The organism is Erwinia sp. PPS120, from assembly GCF_047918655.1.
GTDB lineage: Bacteria > Pseudomonadota > Gammaproteobacteria > Enterobacterales > Enterobacteriaceae > Erwinia > Erwinia tasmaniensis_A.
Genome location: NZ_JBLREF010000034.1, coordinates 127,146 through 144,007 on the forward strand (window position 1 = coordinate 127,146; position 16,862 = coordinate 144,007).

18 protein-coding genes are annotated in these 16,862 nt (G+C 55.8%); 7 read left to right on the top strand and 11 right to left on the bottom strand.

Annotation, left to right across the window (positions count from 1 at the left end; all coding sequences use genetic code 11):
- Positions 1 to 37: 37 nt before the first annotated feature.
- Complete coding sequence (locus ACLRGG_RS16460) at positions 38 to 1,012, top strand: aldo/keto reductase (RefSeq protein WP_416250785.1); 975 nt, start codon at positions 38 to 40, stop codon at positions 1,010 to 1,012.
- 160 nt (positions 1,013 to 1,172) lie between these two features.
- Here the strand turns inward: ACLRGG_RS16460 and pgpA are convergent, their stop codons facing one another.
- The 6 genes from pgpA to nrdR all read right to left on the bottom strand — a co-directional run bounded on the left by pgpA (position 1,173) and on the right by nrdR (position 5,273).
- Entirely contained in the window at positions 1,173 to 1,679 is a 507-nt protein-coding gene (gene pgpA, locus ACLRGG_RS16465) for a phosphatidylglycerophosphatase A (RefSeq protein ID WP_416250786.1), read from the bottom strand.
- Positions 1,657 to 2,634 carry a thiamine-phosphate kinase gene (thiL, locus tag ACLRGG_RS16470; RefSeq protein WP_416250787.1) on the bottom strand — a complete coding sequence of 326 codons (978 nt, stop codon included), beginning with the start codon at positions 2,632 to 2,634 and terminating at the stop codon, positions 1,657 to 1,659. The genes pgpA and thiL overlap by 23 nt, the downstream gene beginning before the upstream one ends.
- 54 nt (positions 2,635 to 2,688) lie before the next feature.
- The gene (gene nusB / locus ACLRGG_RS16475; RefSeq protein ID WP_416250788.1) at positions 2,689 to 3,108 is read right to left on the bottom strand and encodes a transcription antitermination factor NusB; all 420 of its coding nucleotides are present in this window, start codon (positions 3,106 to 3,108) and stop codon (positions 2,689 to 2,691) included.
- A 16-nt stretch (positions 3,109 to 3,124) separates the two neighbouring features.
- Positions 3,125 to 3,595: a 6,7-dimethyl-8-ribityllumazine synthase gene (gene ribH / locus ACLRGG_RS16480; protein WP_067705215.1), complete on the bottom strand. Its 471-nt coding sequence runs from the start codon at positions 3,593 to 3,595 to the stop codon at positions 3,125 to 3,127.
- A 115-nt stretch (positions 3,596 to 3,710) separates the two neighbouring features.
- Complete coding sequence (ribD, locus tag ACLRGG_RS16485) at positions 3,711 to 4,820, bottom strand: bifunctional diaminohydroxyphosphoribosylaminopyrimidine deaminase/5-amino-6-(5-phosphoribosylamino)uracil reductase RibD (RefSeq protein WP_416250789.1); 1,110 nt, start codon at positions 4,818 to 4,820, stop codon at positions 3,711 to 3,713.
- A gap of 3 nt (positions 4,821 to 4,823) precedes the next feature.
- Positions 4,824 to 5,273 (bottom strand): transcriptional regulator NrdR, encoded by a 450-nt coding sequence (gene nrdR, locus ACLRGG_RS16490; protein ID WP_067705210.1) that lies wholly within the window; start codon positions 5,271 to 5,273, stop codon positions 4,824 to 4,826.
- A gap of 208 nt (positions 5,274 to 5,481) precedes the next feature.
- On the opposite strand from nrdR, the gene lysM reads away from it, so the two are divergent.
- Positions 5,482 to 5,922 carry a peptidoglycan-binding protein LysM gene (gene lysM, locus ACLRGG_RS16495; protein ID WP_345830927.1) on the top strand — a complete coding sequence of 147 codons (441 nt, stop codon included), beginning with the start codon at positions 5,482 to 5,484 and terminating at the stop codon, positions 5,920 to 5,922.
- Between the two features lie 26 nt (positions 5,923 to 5,948).
- Complete coding sequence (locus ACLRGG_RS16500; protein ID WP_416250790.1) at positions 5,949 to 6,524, top strand: DUF3251 domain-containing protein; 576 nt, start codon at positions 5,949 to 5,951, stop codon at positions 6,522 to 6,524.
- A 134-nt stretch (positions 6,525 to 6,658) separates the two neighbouring features.
- Here the strand turns inward: ACLRGG_RS16500 and secF are convergent, their stop codons facing one another.
- The 5 genes from secF to queA all read right to left on the bottom strand — a co-directional run bounded on the left by secF (position 6,659) and on the right by queA (position 12,240).
- Positions 6,659 to 7,627 (bottom strand): protein translocase subunit SecF, encoded by a 969-nt coding sequence (gene secF / locus ACLRGG_RS16505; RefSeq protein WP_067705203.1) that lies wholly within the window; start codon positions 7,625 to 7,627, stop codon positions 6,659 to 6,661.
- A gap of 10 nt (positions 7,628 to 7,637) precedes the next feature.
- Positions 7,638 to 9,485 (bottom strand): protein translocase subunit SecD, encoded by a 1,848-nt coding sequence (secD, locus tag ACLRGG_RS16510; protein ID WP_073980989.1) that lies wholly within the window; start codon positions 9,483 to 9,485, stop codon positions 7,638 to 7,640.
- A gap of 28 nt (positions 9,486 to 9,513) precedes the next feature.
- Positions 9,514 to 9,846, bottom strand: a complete 333-nt coding sequence (gene yajC / locus ACLRGG_RS16515) for a preprotein translocase subunit YajC (RefSeq protein ID WP_067705199.1) — start codon at positions 9,844 to 9,846, stop codon at positions 9,514 to 9,516.
- 24 nt (positions 9,847 to 9,870) lie between these two features.
- On the bottom strand, positions 9,871 to 10,995 hold the full coding sequence (gene tgt, locus ACLRGG_RS16520; protein ID WP_416250791.1) for a tRNA guanosine(34) transglycosylase Tgt: 1,125 nt from the start codon (positions 10,993 to 10,995) through the stop codon (positions 9,871 to 9,873).
- Between the two features lie 174 nt (positions 10,996 to 11,169).
- Complete coding sequence (queA, locus tag ACLRGG_RS16525) at positions 11,170 to 12,240, bottom strand: tRNA preQ1(34) S-adenosylmethionine ribosyltransferase-isomerase QueA (RefSeq protein ID WP_416250792.1); 1,071 nt, start codon at positions 12,238 to 12,240, stop codon at positions 11,170 to 11,172.
- Between the two features lie 191 nt (positions 12,241 to 12,431).
- On the opposite strand from queA, the gene ACLRGG_RS16530 reads away from it, so the two are divergent.
- The 4 genes from ACLRGG_RS16530 to ACLRGG_RS16545 all read left to right on the top strand — a co-directional run.
- Positions 12,432 to 13,013 carry an ACP phosphodiesterase gene (locus ACLRGG_RS16530; protein ID WP_416250793.1) on the top strand — a complete coding sequence of 194 codons (582 nt, stop codon included), beginning with the start codon at positions 12,432 to 12,434 and terminating at the stop codon, positions 13,011 to 13,013.
- A gap of 184 nt (positions 13,014 to 13,197) precedes the next feature.
- Entirely contained in the window at positions 13,198 to 13,800 is a 603-nt protein-coding gene (locus ACLRGG_RS16535) for a peroxiredoxin C (protein ID WP_067705193.1), read from the top strand.
- Positions 13,801 to 14,111: 311 nt separating this feature from the next.
- Positions 14,112 to 15,389, top strand: a complete 1,278-nt coding sequence (locus ACLRGG_RS16540; RefSeq protein ID WP_416250794.1) for a histidine-type phosphatase — start codon at positions 14,112 to 14,114, stop codon at positions 15,387 to 15,389.
- 187 nt (positions 15,390 to 15,576) lie between these two features.
- Positions 15,577 to 16,862, top strand: a 1,286-nt coding sequence (locus ACLRGG_RS16545) for an esterase/lipase family protein (RefSeq protein ID WP_416250795.1), incomplete at its 3' end; no start/stop codon positions are given.

The following is a 16,862-nucleotide window of genomic DNA, read 5'->3' on the forward strand; positions in this document are numbered from 1 at the left end:
AACGGCTATCCGCCCTTTCCGCTATGCAGGAGCACGCATGAAGACTATTCAATTAGGCAACACCGACTTAACCGTTTCCCGCCTCTGCCTGGGCTGCATGACCTATGGTGAGCCTGATCGTGGCCGCCACGCCTGGACGCTGCCAGAAGAGAGCAGCAGGCCGCTGATCAGGCAGGCGCTGGACGCGGGGATCAACTTTTTCGATACCGCGAACAGCTATTCCGACGGCAGCAGTGAGGAGATAGTGGGCCGCGCGCTGAAAGAGTACGCCCGCCGTGACGACATCGTGGTCGCCACTAAGGTCTACTTCCCGATGAGCAACCTCTCTGGCGGCCTGTCACGCAAAAATATCCTGCAATCCATTGATGACAGCCTGGGCCGCCTTGGCATGGATCACGTTGACCTGCTGCAAATCCACCGCTGGGACTACGATACGCCGCTGGAAGAGACGCTGGAAGCGCTGCACGACGTCGTGAAGTCGGGTAAGGCTCGCTATATCGGCGCGTCATCCATGTATGCATGGCAGTTTGCCAAAGCGCTGTACACGGCTGACCTTCACGGCTGGACGCGCTTTGTCAGCATGCAGGACCAGTACAATCTGATTCAGCGTGAGGAAGAACGCGAAATGCATCCGCTCTGTCAGGCAGAAGGTATTGCTGTCCTGCCGTGGAGCCCACTGGCACGAGGTCGCCTGACCCGCCCCTGGGGCGAAACCACCGCGCGTTCGGTATCGGATGAATATGGCAGTACCCTGTATGATAAAACCGAAGAGAACGACGGCGCGATTGCACAGCGCGTCGCCGCGCTTGCCGAAGATAAAGGCGTTAGCCGTGCGCAGATCGCGCTGGCATGGATGCTGGCTAAGCCCGCCGTTACCGCGCCCATTATTGGCGCATCGCGGGCTGAACAGTTAAGCGATCTGGTTCAGGCCGTTGACGTTGAGCTAACGCCTTCCGATATCGCAGAGCTGGAGAGTGCGTATCAGCCGCATAACCTGGTAGGCTTTGAATAACCCCAGGGCCGGGCTGAAAATGTGGACGAATAAGCCTGCCGCTTATTAGATAAAAATGCCTGCCGTTAGCTAACGGCAGGCATTTTTATTCTTACGCGGTCTGGGGTCAGACAGCGGATCGGTCGTGTGATCGGGTTTGTATGGCGGCTCACCTTAACGGCTACAGCGCCAGATAATGCCCGGCATAGTACAGGATCCCCGCCGAAATAATCCCGGCGACAATATCATCCACCATAATGCCCATCCCGCCCTGCACGTTGCGGTCAAACCAGCGTATCGGCCAGGGCTTCCACATATCCAGAATGCGGAAGATAATGAATCCTGCCAGCACCCACTGCCAGCTGTTCACCGGAATGGCCATCAGCGTTATCCACATACCAATAAACTCATCCCAGACGATGCTGCCGTGATCGTGCACGCCCATATCTTTTGCCGTACGGTGGCAGAGATAAACGCCAATACAGATACCGAACATCACCACCAGCGAGTAGATATCCGGCGGTAAAAAGCTCATCAGATACCAGAAGGGCAGCGCGGCAACTGAGCCAACCGTGCCGGGTACCCAGGGGCTAAGCCCACTGCCAAAACCCGTCGCCAGCAGATGCCAGGGATTACTCATTTTCAAACGGCCTTTAGCCGCATAGTTATCTGCGATCAAAATGGTCAAATCCTTTCCAGTGACTCTCCACCAGTCTGTCGTTTTGCAGCAGGACCAGCCCTTCGGAAACCGGCGCAATCTGTCCGATGCAGGTTATGGGAACGCCATAATGACTGAGGGCGACATCCAGCGCACCGCGATTAATTTCAGGCACGGTAAAGCAGAGTTCATAATCCTCTCCACCGCCCAGCGCCCAGCACAGTGCCTGCTCAGGGTCAATATTCTGCTTCATCACCTCCGACAGCGGTAGCGCATCCAGATTGAGCCGGGCGCCGCAGCCGCTGGCTTTCAGAATGTGCTGCAGGTCAGAGATCAGGCCGTCAGAGAGATCGATGGCCGCGCTGGCAAGATTACGCAGCGCCTGCCCCTGCAGGATACGCGGCATTGGGCGCAGATGACGCTTGATCAGCGCCTCATGGGCGACCGGGTCGCCAATCTTCACCCGGTGCTGGAGCAGCGCCAGACCCGCGGCGCTGTCGCCCAGCGTACCGGTGACAAAAATCCAGTCGCCGGGGCGCGCACCCGACCGTTTCAGCGCCCTGCCCTGCGGCACCAGGCCGTGAATGCCCAGCGTCAGGCTCAGCGGCCCGCGCGTGGTATCGCCGCCGATGAGCTGCATATTGTAGTAGTCCAGCAGCTCAAACAGGCTATCGCTGAAAGATTTAAGCCAGGGTTCATTGACTTCCGGCAGCGTCAGCGCCAGCGTCAGCCAGGCAGGGTCAGCCCCCATGGCAGCCAGATCGCTCAGATTAACCGCCAGGGCCTTATAGCCCAGATCGGCAGGATGGATATCACGAAGAAAATGCACGCCTTCCACCAGCGTATCGGTGCTGATAGCCAGGGTTTGCTTTTCGGGGAGGGTCAGTAATGCGCAGTCGTCGCCAATGCCTTTTTCCACATCGCGACGGGAGCTGGTCACACGATCAAAATAAGCGGTGATAAGTTCGAATTCGCCACATGCCATACGCTGCGTTCCGGGGTTAAAAAAGAAGAAGGCCGGTAAACCGGCCTGGGAGGATTACTTCTTATTGGGGCGGATAGTGGGAGCGGCTTTGTCCAGCACGCCGTTGACAAATTTGTGGCTGTCTTCGGCGCCAAATATTTTCGCCAGCTCGATCCCCTCGTTGATGGCCACCTTGTAGGGAACGTCGGCGCGTTTGCTCAGCTCATATAATGAGATCCGCAAAATCGCTTTTTCAACCTGACCCAGCTCTTCAAGCTGACGAGACAGCCAGGGCTTCATCAGGCCATCGAGATACGCGCTGTTGGTCGCAACCCCGCTCAGCAGCTCGCGGAAATAGCTGATATCGACGTCCTTGACGTCTTGCTCCGCCAGAAACTGGTATTCGACATCAGAGATGTCGTTCTTAGACAACTGCCAGGAGTAAAGCGCCTGGACAGCACATTCACGGGCGCGGCGACGAGCAGCAGGTTTCACGAAATTCCCCTTAAAATCAGGCTTTGATGGCTTTCAATACGTTAATCATTTCAAGTGCGGTCAGGGCAGCTTCCGCCCCTTTGTTACCCGCTTTTGTTCCGGCGCGTTCAATGGCCTGCTCAATGTTTTCAGTCGTCAGCACGCCGAAAGCAACCGGAATATCACTGTTCATTGCCACACTGGCCAGGCCAGAACTGGCTTCACCCGCAACGTATTCAAAGTGGGCAGTGCCACCGCGAATAACCGTTCCCAGGGCGACCACGGCATCATGCTTGCCGGCATTCGCCAGCGCGCGCGCGGTCATTGGCATTTCATAGGCGCCTGGCACCCAGACCACGGTGATGTTTTCATCTTTGACCTGGCCAATGCGCTTCAGCGCATCGAGGGCACCGCTTAGCAGGCTGTCGTTGATAAAGTTGTTGAAACGCGCGATAACAATCGCCACGCGCGCGTCAGGAGTAGCAACAGCAGCTTCAATTACGTTCATAATCTTCCTTTAAGGGTTCTGTTGAGGCCCCGCAGGGGGGCGGATTCTATCACACTCTTTACCAGTCTGCTTCCGCTTTCGCGCAGACGCCGGGTCACATCATCAATAATGCTGATTAAGATGCAGTCGGAGTGAGCGTAAGACGTAAATCAGGCCCGACCTGACGAATATCGCTGAATGAGAACGCTGGCGCTTCAGCAAGATGTGCGATGCCGGGTAAATGGCACAGACCGCGGGCGGCATCGCCCAGCAGCCTGGGCGCAAGATAAATAATAAGTTCATCGACCACGCCCGCGCCAAGCAGCGCGCCGGCAAGGCCCGCACCCGCTTCCACCCAGACGCTGTTGATTTGACGACGGCCCAACAGCAGCATCAACGACACTAAATCCGTCTGGTTACGATGCAGCGGCAGGGTAAATTGCTCTACGTTTGCGGGCCAGCTTCGCGTATCAGCCTGCTCACGCACCAGCCAGGTGGCGCCGGGCTGGCCGATCAGGCGGTGTGCGGGCGTGACGCGATTCTGGCTGTCGACGATCACGCGTATCGGCTGCCGCAGGTCCGTTTCCGGGAACAGCGCCTGACTGTCGCCGGACAGTTCGTCCCAGCGTACATTCAGCGAGGGGTTATCCGCCAGCACAGTCGCACTGCTGCTGAGAATAGCGGAGCTCTGCGCGCGCAGCCGCTGCACATCACGGCGGGCTTCCGGGGAAGTAATCCACTGGCTTTCACCATTCGCCATCGCCGTCCTGCCATCCACTGACGCGCCCATTTTAAGCTGCACCCACGGGAAGCCGGTACGCATCCGTTTCAGAAATCCGCGGTTTAGCGCTTCCGCTTCCTGCATCATCAGCCCGTGACTGACCGCAATGCCTGCCTGCTTAAGCCTGTAAAGTCCGCGCCCCGCCACTTCCGGGTTAGGGTCCTGCATCGCCACTACCACGCGGCTGACACCTGCGGCAATCAGCGTATCGCAGCAGGGCGGCGTTCGTCCGTGATGACTGCAGGGTTCAAGGGTGACGTAAGCCGTCGCCCCGCGCGCTTTTTCACCCGCCATGCGTAACGCGTGAACTTCGGCGTGCGGCTCACCCGCACGGTAGTGATAACCTTCTCCTACCACCTGCCCGGTGTGCACGATAACGCAGCCAACGTTAGGATTGGGCGTCGTGGTGAAACATCCCCGGCGGGCCAGCTCCAGGGCACGCGCCATATAGATCTCATCGCACATTAGTTAGTCCTGTAGGCGGGCAATCTCTTCGCCAAATTCACGGATGTCCTCAAAGCTGCGATAAACCGAGGCAAAGCGAATGTAGGCCACTTTATCCAGCTTCTTCAGTTCGTCCATGACCAGGTTACCGATCATTTTACTGGGCACCTCGCGCTCACCGGTCGAACGCAGCTGGCTCTTAATATGGCTAACGGCGTTTTCCACGTCGTCGGAATTGACCGGGCGTTTCTCCAGCGCTTTCATGATACCGCTGCTGAGCTTATCTTCATTAAACGGCTCGCGGATATCATTGCTTTTCACCACCCGCGGCATTACCAGCTCGGCTACCTCAAAAGTGGTAAACCGCTCATGACACACCAGGCATTGACGACGTCGACGCACTGAGGTTCCCTCCCCCACCAGGCGGGAGTCGATCACTTTGGTATCCACAGCAGAACAGAACGGGCAGTGCATGATGCTTCCTGATAGTCTGGAATGAGAGTCACAGTGTAGCGCGAAGTCAAAGTGAACAAAATAACGTACCTGCCTTTTGACCCTGATTATCCCTTAGCCTTCAGGCCTCTTTCAGAGCTCCCCTGAAAGCAGCCGCCGTTTTTCCCGCTATAATTATTCCCAGATGTGAAATAAATCATTCAGTGAGCAACAAATAACCGGAGGATATATGGGACTGTTTAACTTTGTAAAAGAAGCGGGTGAAAAACTGTGGGATTCCGTTTCGGGCACCGGTGAGGATCAAAGTAAAAAGCTGCACGACTATATCAATAAGCTGGGCCTGCCGGGCAGTGATAAGGTCGACGTCAAGGTGAATGACGGTAAAGCCAGCATCAGCGGCGACGCTATTTCTCAGGAACTCAAAGAGAAAATCCTCGTTGCGGCAGGTAACGTAGCGGGCATTACTGCGGTTGATGACAACGTAAAAGTGGCCGAACCTGCCACAGAGGCAAAATTTTATACCGTTAAGTCAGGGGATACCCTGAGCGCCATCTCTAAACAGGTTTACGGCGACGCGAACAAGTACAACAAAATCTTTGAAGCCAATAAGCCGATGCTCTCACATCCGGACAAGATTTATCCTGGACAGACGCTGCGTATCCCTGAGTAAGCTGGCTGCAAGGAGCCCGGAACAGAATGGTAAAGGACAGAGTAAAAGCCCCTCTGCTGGTGACAGCAGCCCTGCTGTTAGCCGGCTGTGTCAACCCCACACAGCAGCCACAGTTGAACATTTTGCACCATGAGGTGGGTAAGCTGAACAATCAGATGCAGCAGCTTACCGCGCAGGCCTCGCTGTTGGAGCAGCAAAATAGCCTCAACGGCGGTGCCGCCCAGGGAGCCTGGCTACTGCCAGCCACCCACACGGCGGTGGTGTTGCAGAGTCAGGCGGGCGATTTGCGACTGTCGCTCGGCTCGCTGCAAAGCGATGCCGACGGCACGCGGGTGATGTTGCATATCCATGCGGTGTCAGACAAGCCGCTTCCGGCGTTAAGCGCGCAGGTTGAATGGGGTGAAGCAGATAGCGCAACGGGTAAACCCCTGGAGGCCAGTAGTCAGAGTCAGACCCTGCACCTGACGGACGCGCTGTTGCCAGGACGTGATGCAGCCGTTTCGCTAAGCCTGAAAAATGTGCCACCCGAGCAGTTAGGCTACGTACGTATTCATGATATCCAGCTGGCTCCGTCCGAACAGCCGGCAACACCCGCCAAATAATTCCAGGTAGCCTTCCACATCAGCCAAATAAAAAGCGCCGCATTAGCGGCGCTTTTTACGGTCAGTCAACCTCACCTTAGCGGAGGTTGATTTTTTCAACTGCCGCTCAGAATTGAGAACGGCACGTCTCCCGCTTACGGCATGATTGAAGGCTGATCGGCACCCTCTTTCTCCACCTTCTGCTGCAGCATATGCTCACGCTTCATTCCCAGCTTCAGCGCCAGGGCCGACGCAACGTAGATTGAAGAGATAGTCCCGATAGAGACGCCAATCAGCATGGTCAATGAGAAGCCTTCCAGCAGCGCACCGCCAAAGATAAACAGCATCAGCACCACCATCAGCGTGGTCGCAGAGGTCATGATGGTACGGCTCAGCGTCTGCGTTAGCGAGACGTTGAAGATTTCGTAAGGCGTACCGCGACGAATTTTGCGGAAGTTTTCACGAATACGATCCGATACCACGATACTGTCGTTCAGCGAGTAGCCAATAACCGACATCAGCGACGCGATAATGGTCAAATCTATCTCAATATGGAACAGAGACAGAACGCCCATGGTAATGATCACGTCGTGCGCCAGCGCCAGTACGGCTCCTAACGCCAGTCGCCATTCGAAGCGAAACCCGACGTAAATAAGGATGGCAATCAGCGCCACCAGCAGCGCCATTCCGCCGGTCTGCGCCAGATCGCTGCCCACGCTGGGACCAACGAATTCAATACGCTTCACGGTAGCCTGCTGCTGGCTGGCCTGATTAATGGTGGTCACCACCTTATTACCCAGCTCCTGGCCCGCGTTGCCCTCATGAGGCGAGAGACGAACCAGAACGTCACGGCTGCTGCCGAAGTTCTGGATCTGTGGGTCCACAAAGCCAGATTTCTCAAGCGCACCGCGCAGGCTGTCGAGATCGGCTGGTTTCTCAAGGGTAATTTCAATCACCGTACCACCGGTGAAATCCAGACCCCAGTTAAACCCTTTCACGCCCATTATTGCAAAAGAGGCGATCAGCAGCAGGCCGGAAAGGGTAAAGGCCAGTTTATCCCAGCGCATAAAGTCATAGACTTTACGGCCATAGTTCAGTTGTTCAACGCTATAGTCCTGTGCCACAACGCACTCCTCAGATAGACAGCTTGTTGATGCGTTTGCCGCCGTACAACAGGTTGACGATGGCGCGGGTACCGACAATGGCGGTAAACATAGACGTCACCACACCAATTGCCGTGGTGATAGCAAAGCCTTTAATCGAACCCGTACCAACCGCATACAGGATAATCGCGGTGATCAGCGTCGTTACGTTGGCGTCGATAATACTGGAGAACGCACCGCTGTAGCCTTCATGAATCGCCTGCTGAACGGAGCGGCCATTCTTCAGCTCTTCCTTAATACGCTCATTGATCAGTACGTTTGCATCCACCGCAACCGCCAGCGTCAGTACGATCCCGGCAATGCCCGGCATCGTAAGGGTAGCGCCCGGCAGCAGGGACATAATCCCCACGATCAGCACCAGGTTAGCGACCAGCGCAGTGGTAGCAATCACCCCGAATTTACGGTAGTAAACCACCATAAAGACGATAGAAGCGATCAGGCCCCACAGGCAGGCTTCCAGACCCTGAGTAATGTTCTGTTGCCCCATAGTCGGACCGATAGTCCGCTCTTCAACAATCTGAATAGGCGCAATCAGCGCACCCGCACGCAGCAGCAGCGAGAGCTGACGGGCTTCGTTAGGATTACTGATACCGGTAATACGGAAGCTGTTACCCAGTCGGGACTGGATATTTGCCACGTTAATGACCTCTTCCTGCTTCGCCAGAATCGCCCGGCCATTGGCATCTTTCTTACCGCTGTCTTTATACTCAACAAACAGCGTTGCCATCGGCTTACCGATATTGTCCTTGGTGAAGTTGGACATGATGTTACCGCCCGCGCTATCCAGTGAAATGTTCACCTGCGCCTGGTTGTACTCATCCTGGCTGGACGTGGAATCGGTAATATGATCGCCGGTCAGGATCACGCGTTTGTAGAGCGTTACCGGCTCGCCTTCACGGGTTTTTTTGACTTCAGAATCACCCGGTACGCGGCCATTCGCGGCGGCGGTAGGGTCAACAGAGGTGTTCACCAGGCGGAATTCCAGCGTCGCTGTCGCGCCCAGAATCTCTTTCGCCCGCGCCGTATCCTGAATACCCGGCAGCTCGACCACAATACGATCGGAGCCCTGACGCTGCACCAGCGGTTCGGCCACGCCTAGCTGGTTAACGCGGTTACGCAGGATAGTGATGTTTTGCTGTACGGCGTATTCGCGAGCCTCACGCAGACGGTCGTCGGTCATCACCGCGCGCAGCGCATTGCTGCCGCTGCTGTTGATCACCAGATCGCGATGACGGCCAGAGAGATAGCTGACGGCATCATCACGTGCCGCAGCATCGCGGAAGCGAATTTCCAGACCGTAGTTGTCCGTTTTGCGCACGTTGGTGTAGGGAATGTTTTTATCGCGAAGGTCGCTGCGGAGGTTATCAATATTTTGCTCCTGGAGCTTGCCCAGGGCGGTATCCATATCAACTTCCATCAGGAAGTGCACGCCGCCGCGCAGATCCAGACCGAGCTTCATCGGCTCAGCAGCCAGCAGGGATAACCATTCAGGCGTCGCCGGCGCCAGGTTGAGCGCAACGACATAGTCTTCGCCCAGTACCTTGATCATCGCATCACGCGCGCGCAGCTGGGCATCACCGTTGGCAAAACGCGCCAGGATAGCGCCATTTTCCAGCGCGATGGATTTGCTCTGAATATTGTCTTGTTTTAGTACATTCTGGATCTGGACCAGCGTTTGCTCACTGGCGGCGCTTCCGCGCGCACCAGTGACCTGAACAGCCGGATCCTCACCATAAAGGTTAGGAAGCGCATACAGCAGGCCGACGATAAGCACGACGACCAGCATGATGTACTTCCACAAAGGATAACGGTTTAACACGGCAGTTCCCTTAGGGAAAACAAAAAAATTAAAGCGCTTTCATCGTACCTTTCGGCAGGACGGCAGCTACGAAATCACGTTTAACCACAACTTCCGTAGTCTCGTTCAGCGCGATGGCCACGTAGCCCGTATCAGCCACTTTGGTCACGCGGCCTACCAGGCCACCGGTGGTCAGCACTTCGTCGCCTTTAGAGATAGAATCCATCAGCTTTTTATGTTCCTTCGCACGTTTCTGCTGCGGACGCAGGATCATGAAAAAGAAGATCAGGCCAAACACCACCAGCATAATAACCAGTGAATAAGGACTTGACTGAGACGGCGCGCCCGCGGCAGCCACTGCGTCAGATATGAACAAACTCATTTAATTTCCCTCTTAGTTTAATTATCAGACGTTCAACGGTGGAACCGCTTTACCCGTCATTTCATAGAATTCGGTAACGAAGCGCTCTAATTTACCCTCTTCGATAGCCTGCCGCAAACCCGCCATCAGGCGCTGATAGTAGCGGAGGTTATGGATCGTATTCAGACGCGCGCCCAGAATTTCGTTGCAGCGATCGAGATGATGAAGATAGGCGCGGCTGTAGTGACGACAGGTATAGCAATCACACTCTGCATCGAGTGGAGAGACGTCATCTTTGTACTTCGCATTGCGGATTTTTACCACGCCGCTGGTCACAAACAGATGCCCGTTACGGGCATTGCGGGTCGGCATCACGCAGTCAAACATATCGACACCACGTCGAACGCCCTCAACCAGATCTTCCGGCTTGCCTACGCCCATCAGATAGCGGGGTTTGTCCTCGGGGATCTGCGGGCAGACATGCTCCAGAATGCGGTGCATATCCTCTTTTGGCTCACCTACCGCCAGGCCGCCCACAGCGTAACCATCAAAGCCTATCTCCACCAGCCCTTTTACGGAGACATCTCGTAAATCTTCGTAAACCCCGCCCTGAATAATGCCAAAGAGCGCATTTTTATTACCCAGAGAATCAAAGCGGTCGCGGCTACGCTGGGCCCAGCGCAGCGACATCTCCATTGAGCGTTTGGCGTAATCCCAGTCGGCAGGGTAAGGGGTACATTCGTCAAAAATCATCACCACGTCGGAGCCGAGATCAAACTGGATCTCCATTGATTTCTCCGGGTCGAGGAAAATCGCATCGCCATTAATCGGGTTACGGAAATGCACGCCTGCTTCGGTAATTTTGCGGATGTCGCCCAGGCTGAACACCTGAAAACCGCCGGAGTCGGTAAGAATGGGGCCTTTCCACTGCATAAAATCGTGAAGATCGCCGTGCAGCTTCATGATCTCCTGACCAGGACGCAGCCATAAATGGAAGGTATTGCCGAGAATAATCTGCGCACCGGTATCCTGCACTTCTTCCGGCGTCATGCCTTTTACCGTGCCGTAGGTGCCCACAGGCATAAACGCGGGGGTTTCAACCACGCCGCGATCGAAAACCAGACGGCCGCGGCGCGCGCGCCCATCGGTAGTATCTAATTCAAACTTCACATTGCCTCCACCAGATATACAGTCTGATGATCAGTAAAAAGGAGCGCATTCTACCAACCTTGTCAGCTGCGATACAAGTTAGCGCCTGATTCTGGTGAACCACGCCGCACGGGACGGGACGGCAGGAGGGGCTGGCAGGTTCTTTTACCCCTGCCGTCCCCGATAATTCGCGCGTTAACCGCCCACCTGTTCGTCTGCGGCCTGCGGATTTTGGGTAATAAACATGGCGTCGCCGTAGCTGAAGAAACGGTACTGCTCCGCGACTGCCTGCTGATAGGCATGCAGGGTATGGCGGTAACCGGCAAAGGCGGAGACCAGCATAATCAGCGTAGATTCAGGCAGATGGAAGTTAGTGACCAGCGCATCAATCACCTGGTAATGGTAGCCGGGGTAGATAAAGATTTTTGTGTCATCGAAAAAGGGTGCAATCAGCTGGCCCTGGGCCGCTTTCGCCGCACTCTCCAGAGAACGAACGGAGGTTGTGCCTACCGCGACCACGCGGTTGCCGCGCGCCTTGCAGGCCAGTACCGCGTCCACCACCTCCTGTGGCACCTCGGCATATTCGGCATGCATGATGTGGTCTTCAATGCTCTCTACACGCACTGGCTGGAAGGTACCCGCGCCGACGTGCAGGGTAACAAAAGCGGTTTCGATACCTTTTTCGCGCAGCGCATCCAGCAGCGGCTGGTCGAAATGCAACCCGGCGGTCGGCGCGGCTACCGCGCCAGGACGCTCACTGTACACGGTCTGATAAAGCTCGCGGTCCGCGTCTTCATCCGGGCGATCAATATAGGGCGGCAGCGGCATATGCCCCACGGCATTCAGGATATCCAGAACCGCTCGCTCATCGTCAAAACGCAGCTCAAAAAGCGTATCGTGCCGCGCGACCATCGTAGCCTTCACGCTTTCGTCATCACCCAGCAAAAGTTCAGCACCCGGCTTAGGTGCCTTAGAGGAGCGAACGTGCGCCAGTACGCGATGGTCGTCGAGCATACGCTCGACCAGCACTTCAATTTTGCCGCCGCTGGCCTTGCGGCCAAATACGCGCGCGGGGATCACCCGCGTATTGTTGAACACCAGCAGGTCGCCGGGGTTGAGCATATCCAGCAAATCGGTGAAGACCCCGTGCGTCAGCGCGCCGTCAGCCCCGTTAAGGGTTAACAAACGACATCCGCTACGCTGGGCCTGCGGATAGTGGGCAATCAGGGACTCGGGCAACTCAAAGGAAAAATCGGCAACGCGCATGGTCATTCACTGTCAGGGAAATCAGGGCGCACAGTCTAGCTGAAAATCGACCATTTCTAAACAGGGAGTGGATCCCGACGCGCTTACTTAAGAAAGCGAATCCCGATGAGCTGACTCAGGTAAGTGATTCGGGTGAGCGAACGCCGCAAACGCCGCTACAGCGTCAGGGGCGAAGGCGGTATACTGTCGGGATGAACTATCTCGCCCACCTCCACCTCGCCACGCTGGCTGACAGCTCCCTGCTGGGTAATCTTATGGCTGACTATGTTCGCGGTAATCCGCGTAACGACTGGCCGGATGCCGTTGCTGAGGGCATATTGCTGCACCGCCGTATTGATGCCATGACCGACGCTTTACCTGAGGTTCGTGCGGCAAAAGCGTTTTTTCGCGATGAAACGCGCCGGGTGTCACCCATTACGCTTGATGTTATCTGGGATCACTTCTTATCCCTTCACTGGGACAGGCTGCATCCCGACAGAAGCCTTAGCGAATTTCTAACCCTTGCTGAGGATGAAATTACGCCTCAGCTGCCCGGGACGCCAGAACGCTTTCAGCAGCTTAATCGCTATCTGTGGCGCGAGCGCTGGATGGAGAAATATGCCGATCCAGCCTGGCTTGAAAGAGTGCTGAACGGCATGGCCAGCAGCAGGCCCAGGCTGGCAGCGCTGGCGCCATCCTATTATGATTTCACTGATAACTATCAAACCTTTAGCCACTTTTTTTGGCAGTTATATCCGCGAATGATGGAACTTGCCCTGCAAAAAGCCCTCTGAACAATGAAAAGGCATTGCCCTTTCGCAGAAATAGACTACTGTGGTGGACTGCCTGAAGGAATAACACCTTTTGATAGCTTTAGCCTATCTCATTAATCGGCCTGTTGCGCTGGTTCACGCGCGGAAGCCACCTTTATACTGCGTCTAATTAACGTAAATTCACTCACTTTTTACAGGAGTACATATGGTCCTGGTAACTCGTCAAGCCCCTGATTTTACTGCAGCTGCCGTGCTGGGCAACGGTGAAATCGTTGAAAATTTCAACTTTAAAAAACATACCGCCGGCAAAGCCACCGTGGTGTTCTTTTGGCCAATGGACTTCACTTTCGTGTGCCCTTCTGAACTGATTGCCTTCGACAAGCGTTACGAAGAGTTCCAGAAGCGCGGCGTGGAAGTTGTGGGCGTCTCTTTTGACTCCGAGTTCGTGCATAACGCGTGGCGTAAAACCCCAATTGATAAAGGCGGCATCGGCGAAGTGAAATACGCGATGGTTGCTGATATCAAACGCGAAGTGCAGAAAGCGTTTGGTATTGAACATCCGGACGCGGGCGTTGCGCTGCGTGGTTCATTCCTGATCGATAAAGCCGGTGTGGTTCGCCACCAGGTTGTTAACGATCTGCCGCTGGGCCGTAACGTTGACGAAATGCTGCGTATGGTTGATGCGCTGCAGTTCCACGAAGAGCACGGTGAAGTGTGCCCGGCTCAGTGGGAAAAAGGTAAAGAAGGTATGGGCGCGTCACCAGACGGCGTTGCTAAATACCTGTCTGCAAACGCAAATAACCTGTAATTCCCGCGTTTTGCACTGGCCCGCTTCGGCGGGCCTTTTTTTAAGCATGCTGATACTACTGCTCCTCAGCGCCCCCCGTCACCAGCATAACCCCCCCTCCTTAATTGCCACCTTAGCCAGCATCATCTTTCCCTTAACCTCCGCTGATCCAGTGCTGAATGGCTTAGCTCCGCTCATCTCACGTAATTCCAACGTGTTAAGGCCTTACACCTGGGTGTCTTAAGGTTTCATTCGTGCAGCGATCAGGCTATTGTTTCGCAAACTGGAGCCAGTCTGCTCTTTCCCCAATGATGACAACGCACAGGGATCCGATGTTGGTGAAAATGCCCGTTCTGTCAGCGCTTATCAGCGCTGTTCTGCCCGCCCTGTTTACGCTTAATGCCTGTGCGGAGAGCACACAATACCAGCTGGAAAAAGTGGTTGAGGTCAGCCGCCACGGCGTGCGCCCCCCTACCCCAGGTAACCGCAAGCAGATTGAAACCGTTACCCAGCGTTCATGGCCCGTATGGCAGACAGCCGACGGAGAGTTAACCGGGCACGGTTATACCGGGGCCTGGCTTAAGGGCCAGTTTGAAAGCCAGCGCTATCGCCAGCTTGGCCTGCTAAAGGCGGACTGCCCGTCTGACGATGAGGTTTATATCCGCGCCAGTACCCTACAGCGTACGCAGGCTACCGCCGCTGCGCTGTCATCGGCAGCCTTCCCCGGCTGCGGTGTGCCCGTCCATGCGCTGTCCGGCAGGGACCCTCTGTTTCAGTATCCCGAAGGCAATGCCAGCCCGGCAGAAAAGCAAATAGCGAAGCAGGAAGCCCTTAAGGCCATCGGAGGCGACGTTAGCCGCGCGCAGCAGCGCCTTGAGCCACAGATCGCAGCCCTGAAACGCGCCTTATGTCATCCGGGAAGCACCTGCCCAGATTTCGATCGCCCCTGGTCGCTCCACGTCTGGTCAAACGGCCGCATAGGTATTACCGGCCTGGACAGCCTGGGCGCCATGGCGGAAACCCTTCGGCTGGCGTGGAGTGAAAATCTGCCTGCCGCGCAGGTGGCTTTTGGTCAGGTAAGCACCACCGCCGGCGTCGCCAGGCTCCTGCCACTATTAAGCGCCAAATACGACTACAGTAACGATCTGTCTTATGCAGCCCGTCGCGGCGGCTCGATACTGATGGGACAGATAGCCGCTGCGCTGGATAATCATCCGCAGCCCGATGCACCACCGGACGTTCGCTGGCTGCTGTATGTGGCAAGCGATATTAATCTGGCGTATCTGCGTACGCTGCTTGATTTCAGCTGGCAGCAGGGTGAGTATCCGCCTGGCAATATTCCGCCCGGCGGCAGTCTGGTCTTTGAACGCTGGCGCGATAGTCACCAGCAGCGTTATATCCGGGTGACCTTTCAGGCCCAGAGCCTCGATCAGCTGCGCCAGCTCACGCCGCTCAGCCAGAGCAATCCGCTGCTTATCACCGAGTGGCAGTTCCCCGGCTGTAAAACTACTGCGGTGGGTACGCTCTGCCCATACGATGCAGCGCTCACGCGCATAAAAAAGAATATCGATCCGGCGGTGATAGTCCCGGTGAGCTACCCAAAATCCTGATATGTTGATAATGGATAAGGCTAATCTCCGAACCCACTGGAATCATTACAAGTATGGACACTACAGAGACAGGGGTTTATCTATAATACAGTGGCAGTAAAACGTCTTTTGTGATTTGAGTTAAATCCTGCCCGGGTGGGGTATGAGATGATGCCGCTTCAGACGGAAAATATCAGGAACTCCACGCATGGACGACAAAAGCGAAAACCGTTCTTACCATCGTCCCATCTGGGATGACAACGGGCGGTTTCATTACGAGGTCATTCCCCACCCGATAGAAAAACATCACGTGGCGGTCTGCCTCAAGCCGGCCGACAAAGTGATCCCGGTGATTTTTATTCCGGGGGTGATGGGAACAAACCTGAAAAACGGGAAGAGTAAAGTCTGGCAGTTCAGCGCTTCTTCGCTGATAAAATGGCCGCTTGCCGGTCCGGAGAAAAGGAAGTTTCTGCTTGATCCGAAGACCACGACGGTTGACGACGGCGGGGAGATTTTAAACGACGGGGCGGACGGTAAAAAATACCCCTCGCGGCGGGCGCGTGGATGGGGGAGCGCGTTTTACAAGAGCTACGGGGAGGCGCTCGACCGGCTGCAGTACCTGCTCAGCGACGACGATATCCTGCTGGATAATTACTTCAGGGAGGCGCAGCTGCAAACCGCGCGGCAGCGTTTTACCGGCGTCAGGATAGGCGACGAGCTGCCGGAACAGGTGCTGACCGAAGAAGAAACGGCGCACGGCCACCGGTTTTTATACCCGCTGCACGTTTTTGGTTACAACTGGCTGCAATCTAATGCCGACTCGGCGACGCTGCTGGGAACCTATATCCGCAGGGTGCTGGGTGAGTATCACGGCCGTCTGGCGGTGAACAGGGTGATACTGGTCACCCACTCGATGGGGGGGCTGGTTGCCCGTCACTACTCCGAAAACATGAACGGTCGGGAAAATATTCTGGGGATAGTGCACGGCGTGATGCCGGATGTGGGGTCGCCGGCGGCGTACCGGCGGATGAAAACCGGCGAGCGCGGCGTGACGGGGATGATTATCGGGGACAGCGCAGAAAAGCTGATGCCGGTGCTGGCCCAGTCCCCCGGTCCGCTCCAGCTGCTGCCGGGCAGGGCTTATGGTCCGGGCTGGCTGAGAATTGAGGGCAGTAGCCCCAACAAGTCCCTGCCGGTGGCCGATCCGTATAAGGAAATTTATCTGAACAAGGCGGACTGGTGGCGGCTGTGTGAGCAGGATTTACTGTTGGGGGATACGGAAAAAGAGTGGGAGGATTATCAGGATCAGATAAAAGTAGATGTTAAAAAATTCACAGAAGAGTTGAACGGTAAATACCATCCGCAGACCTGGCTGTTTTACGGCGCGAGCGCGGACAATTCGTCGGATGCGTTCCTGACGTGGAAAGAACGCCCGGTTCTGCGGCCCGTGCCGGTGATGGGCTATCCGGAGCCGTCGTCGCCGACGTACCGGTA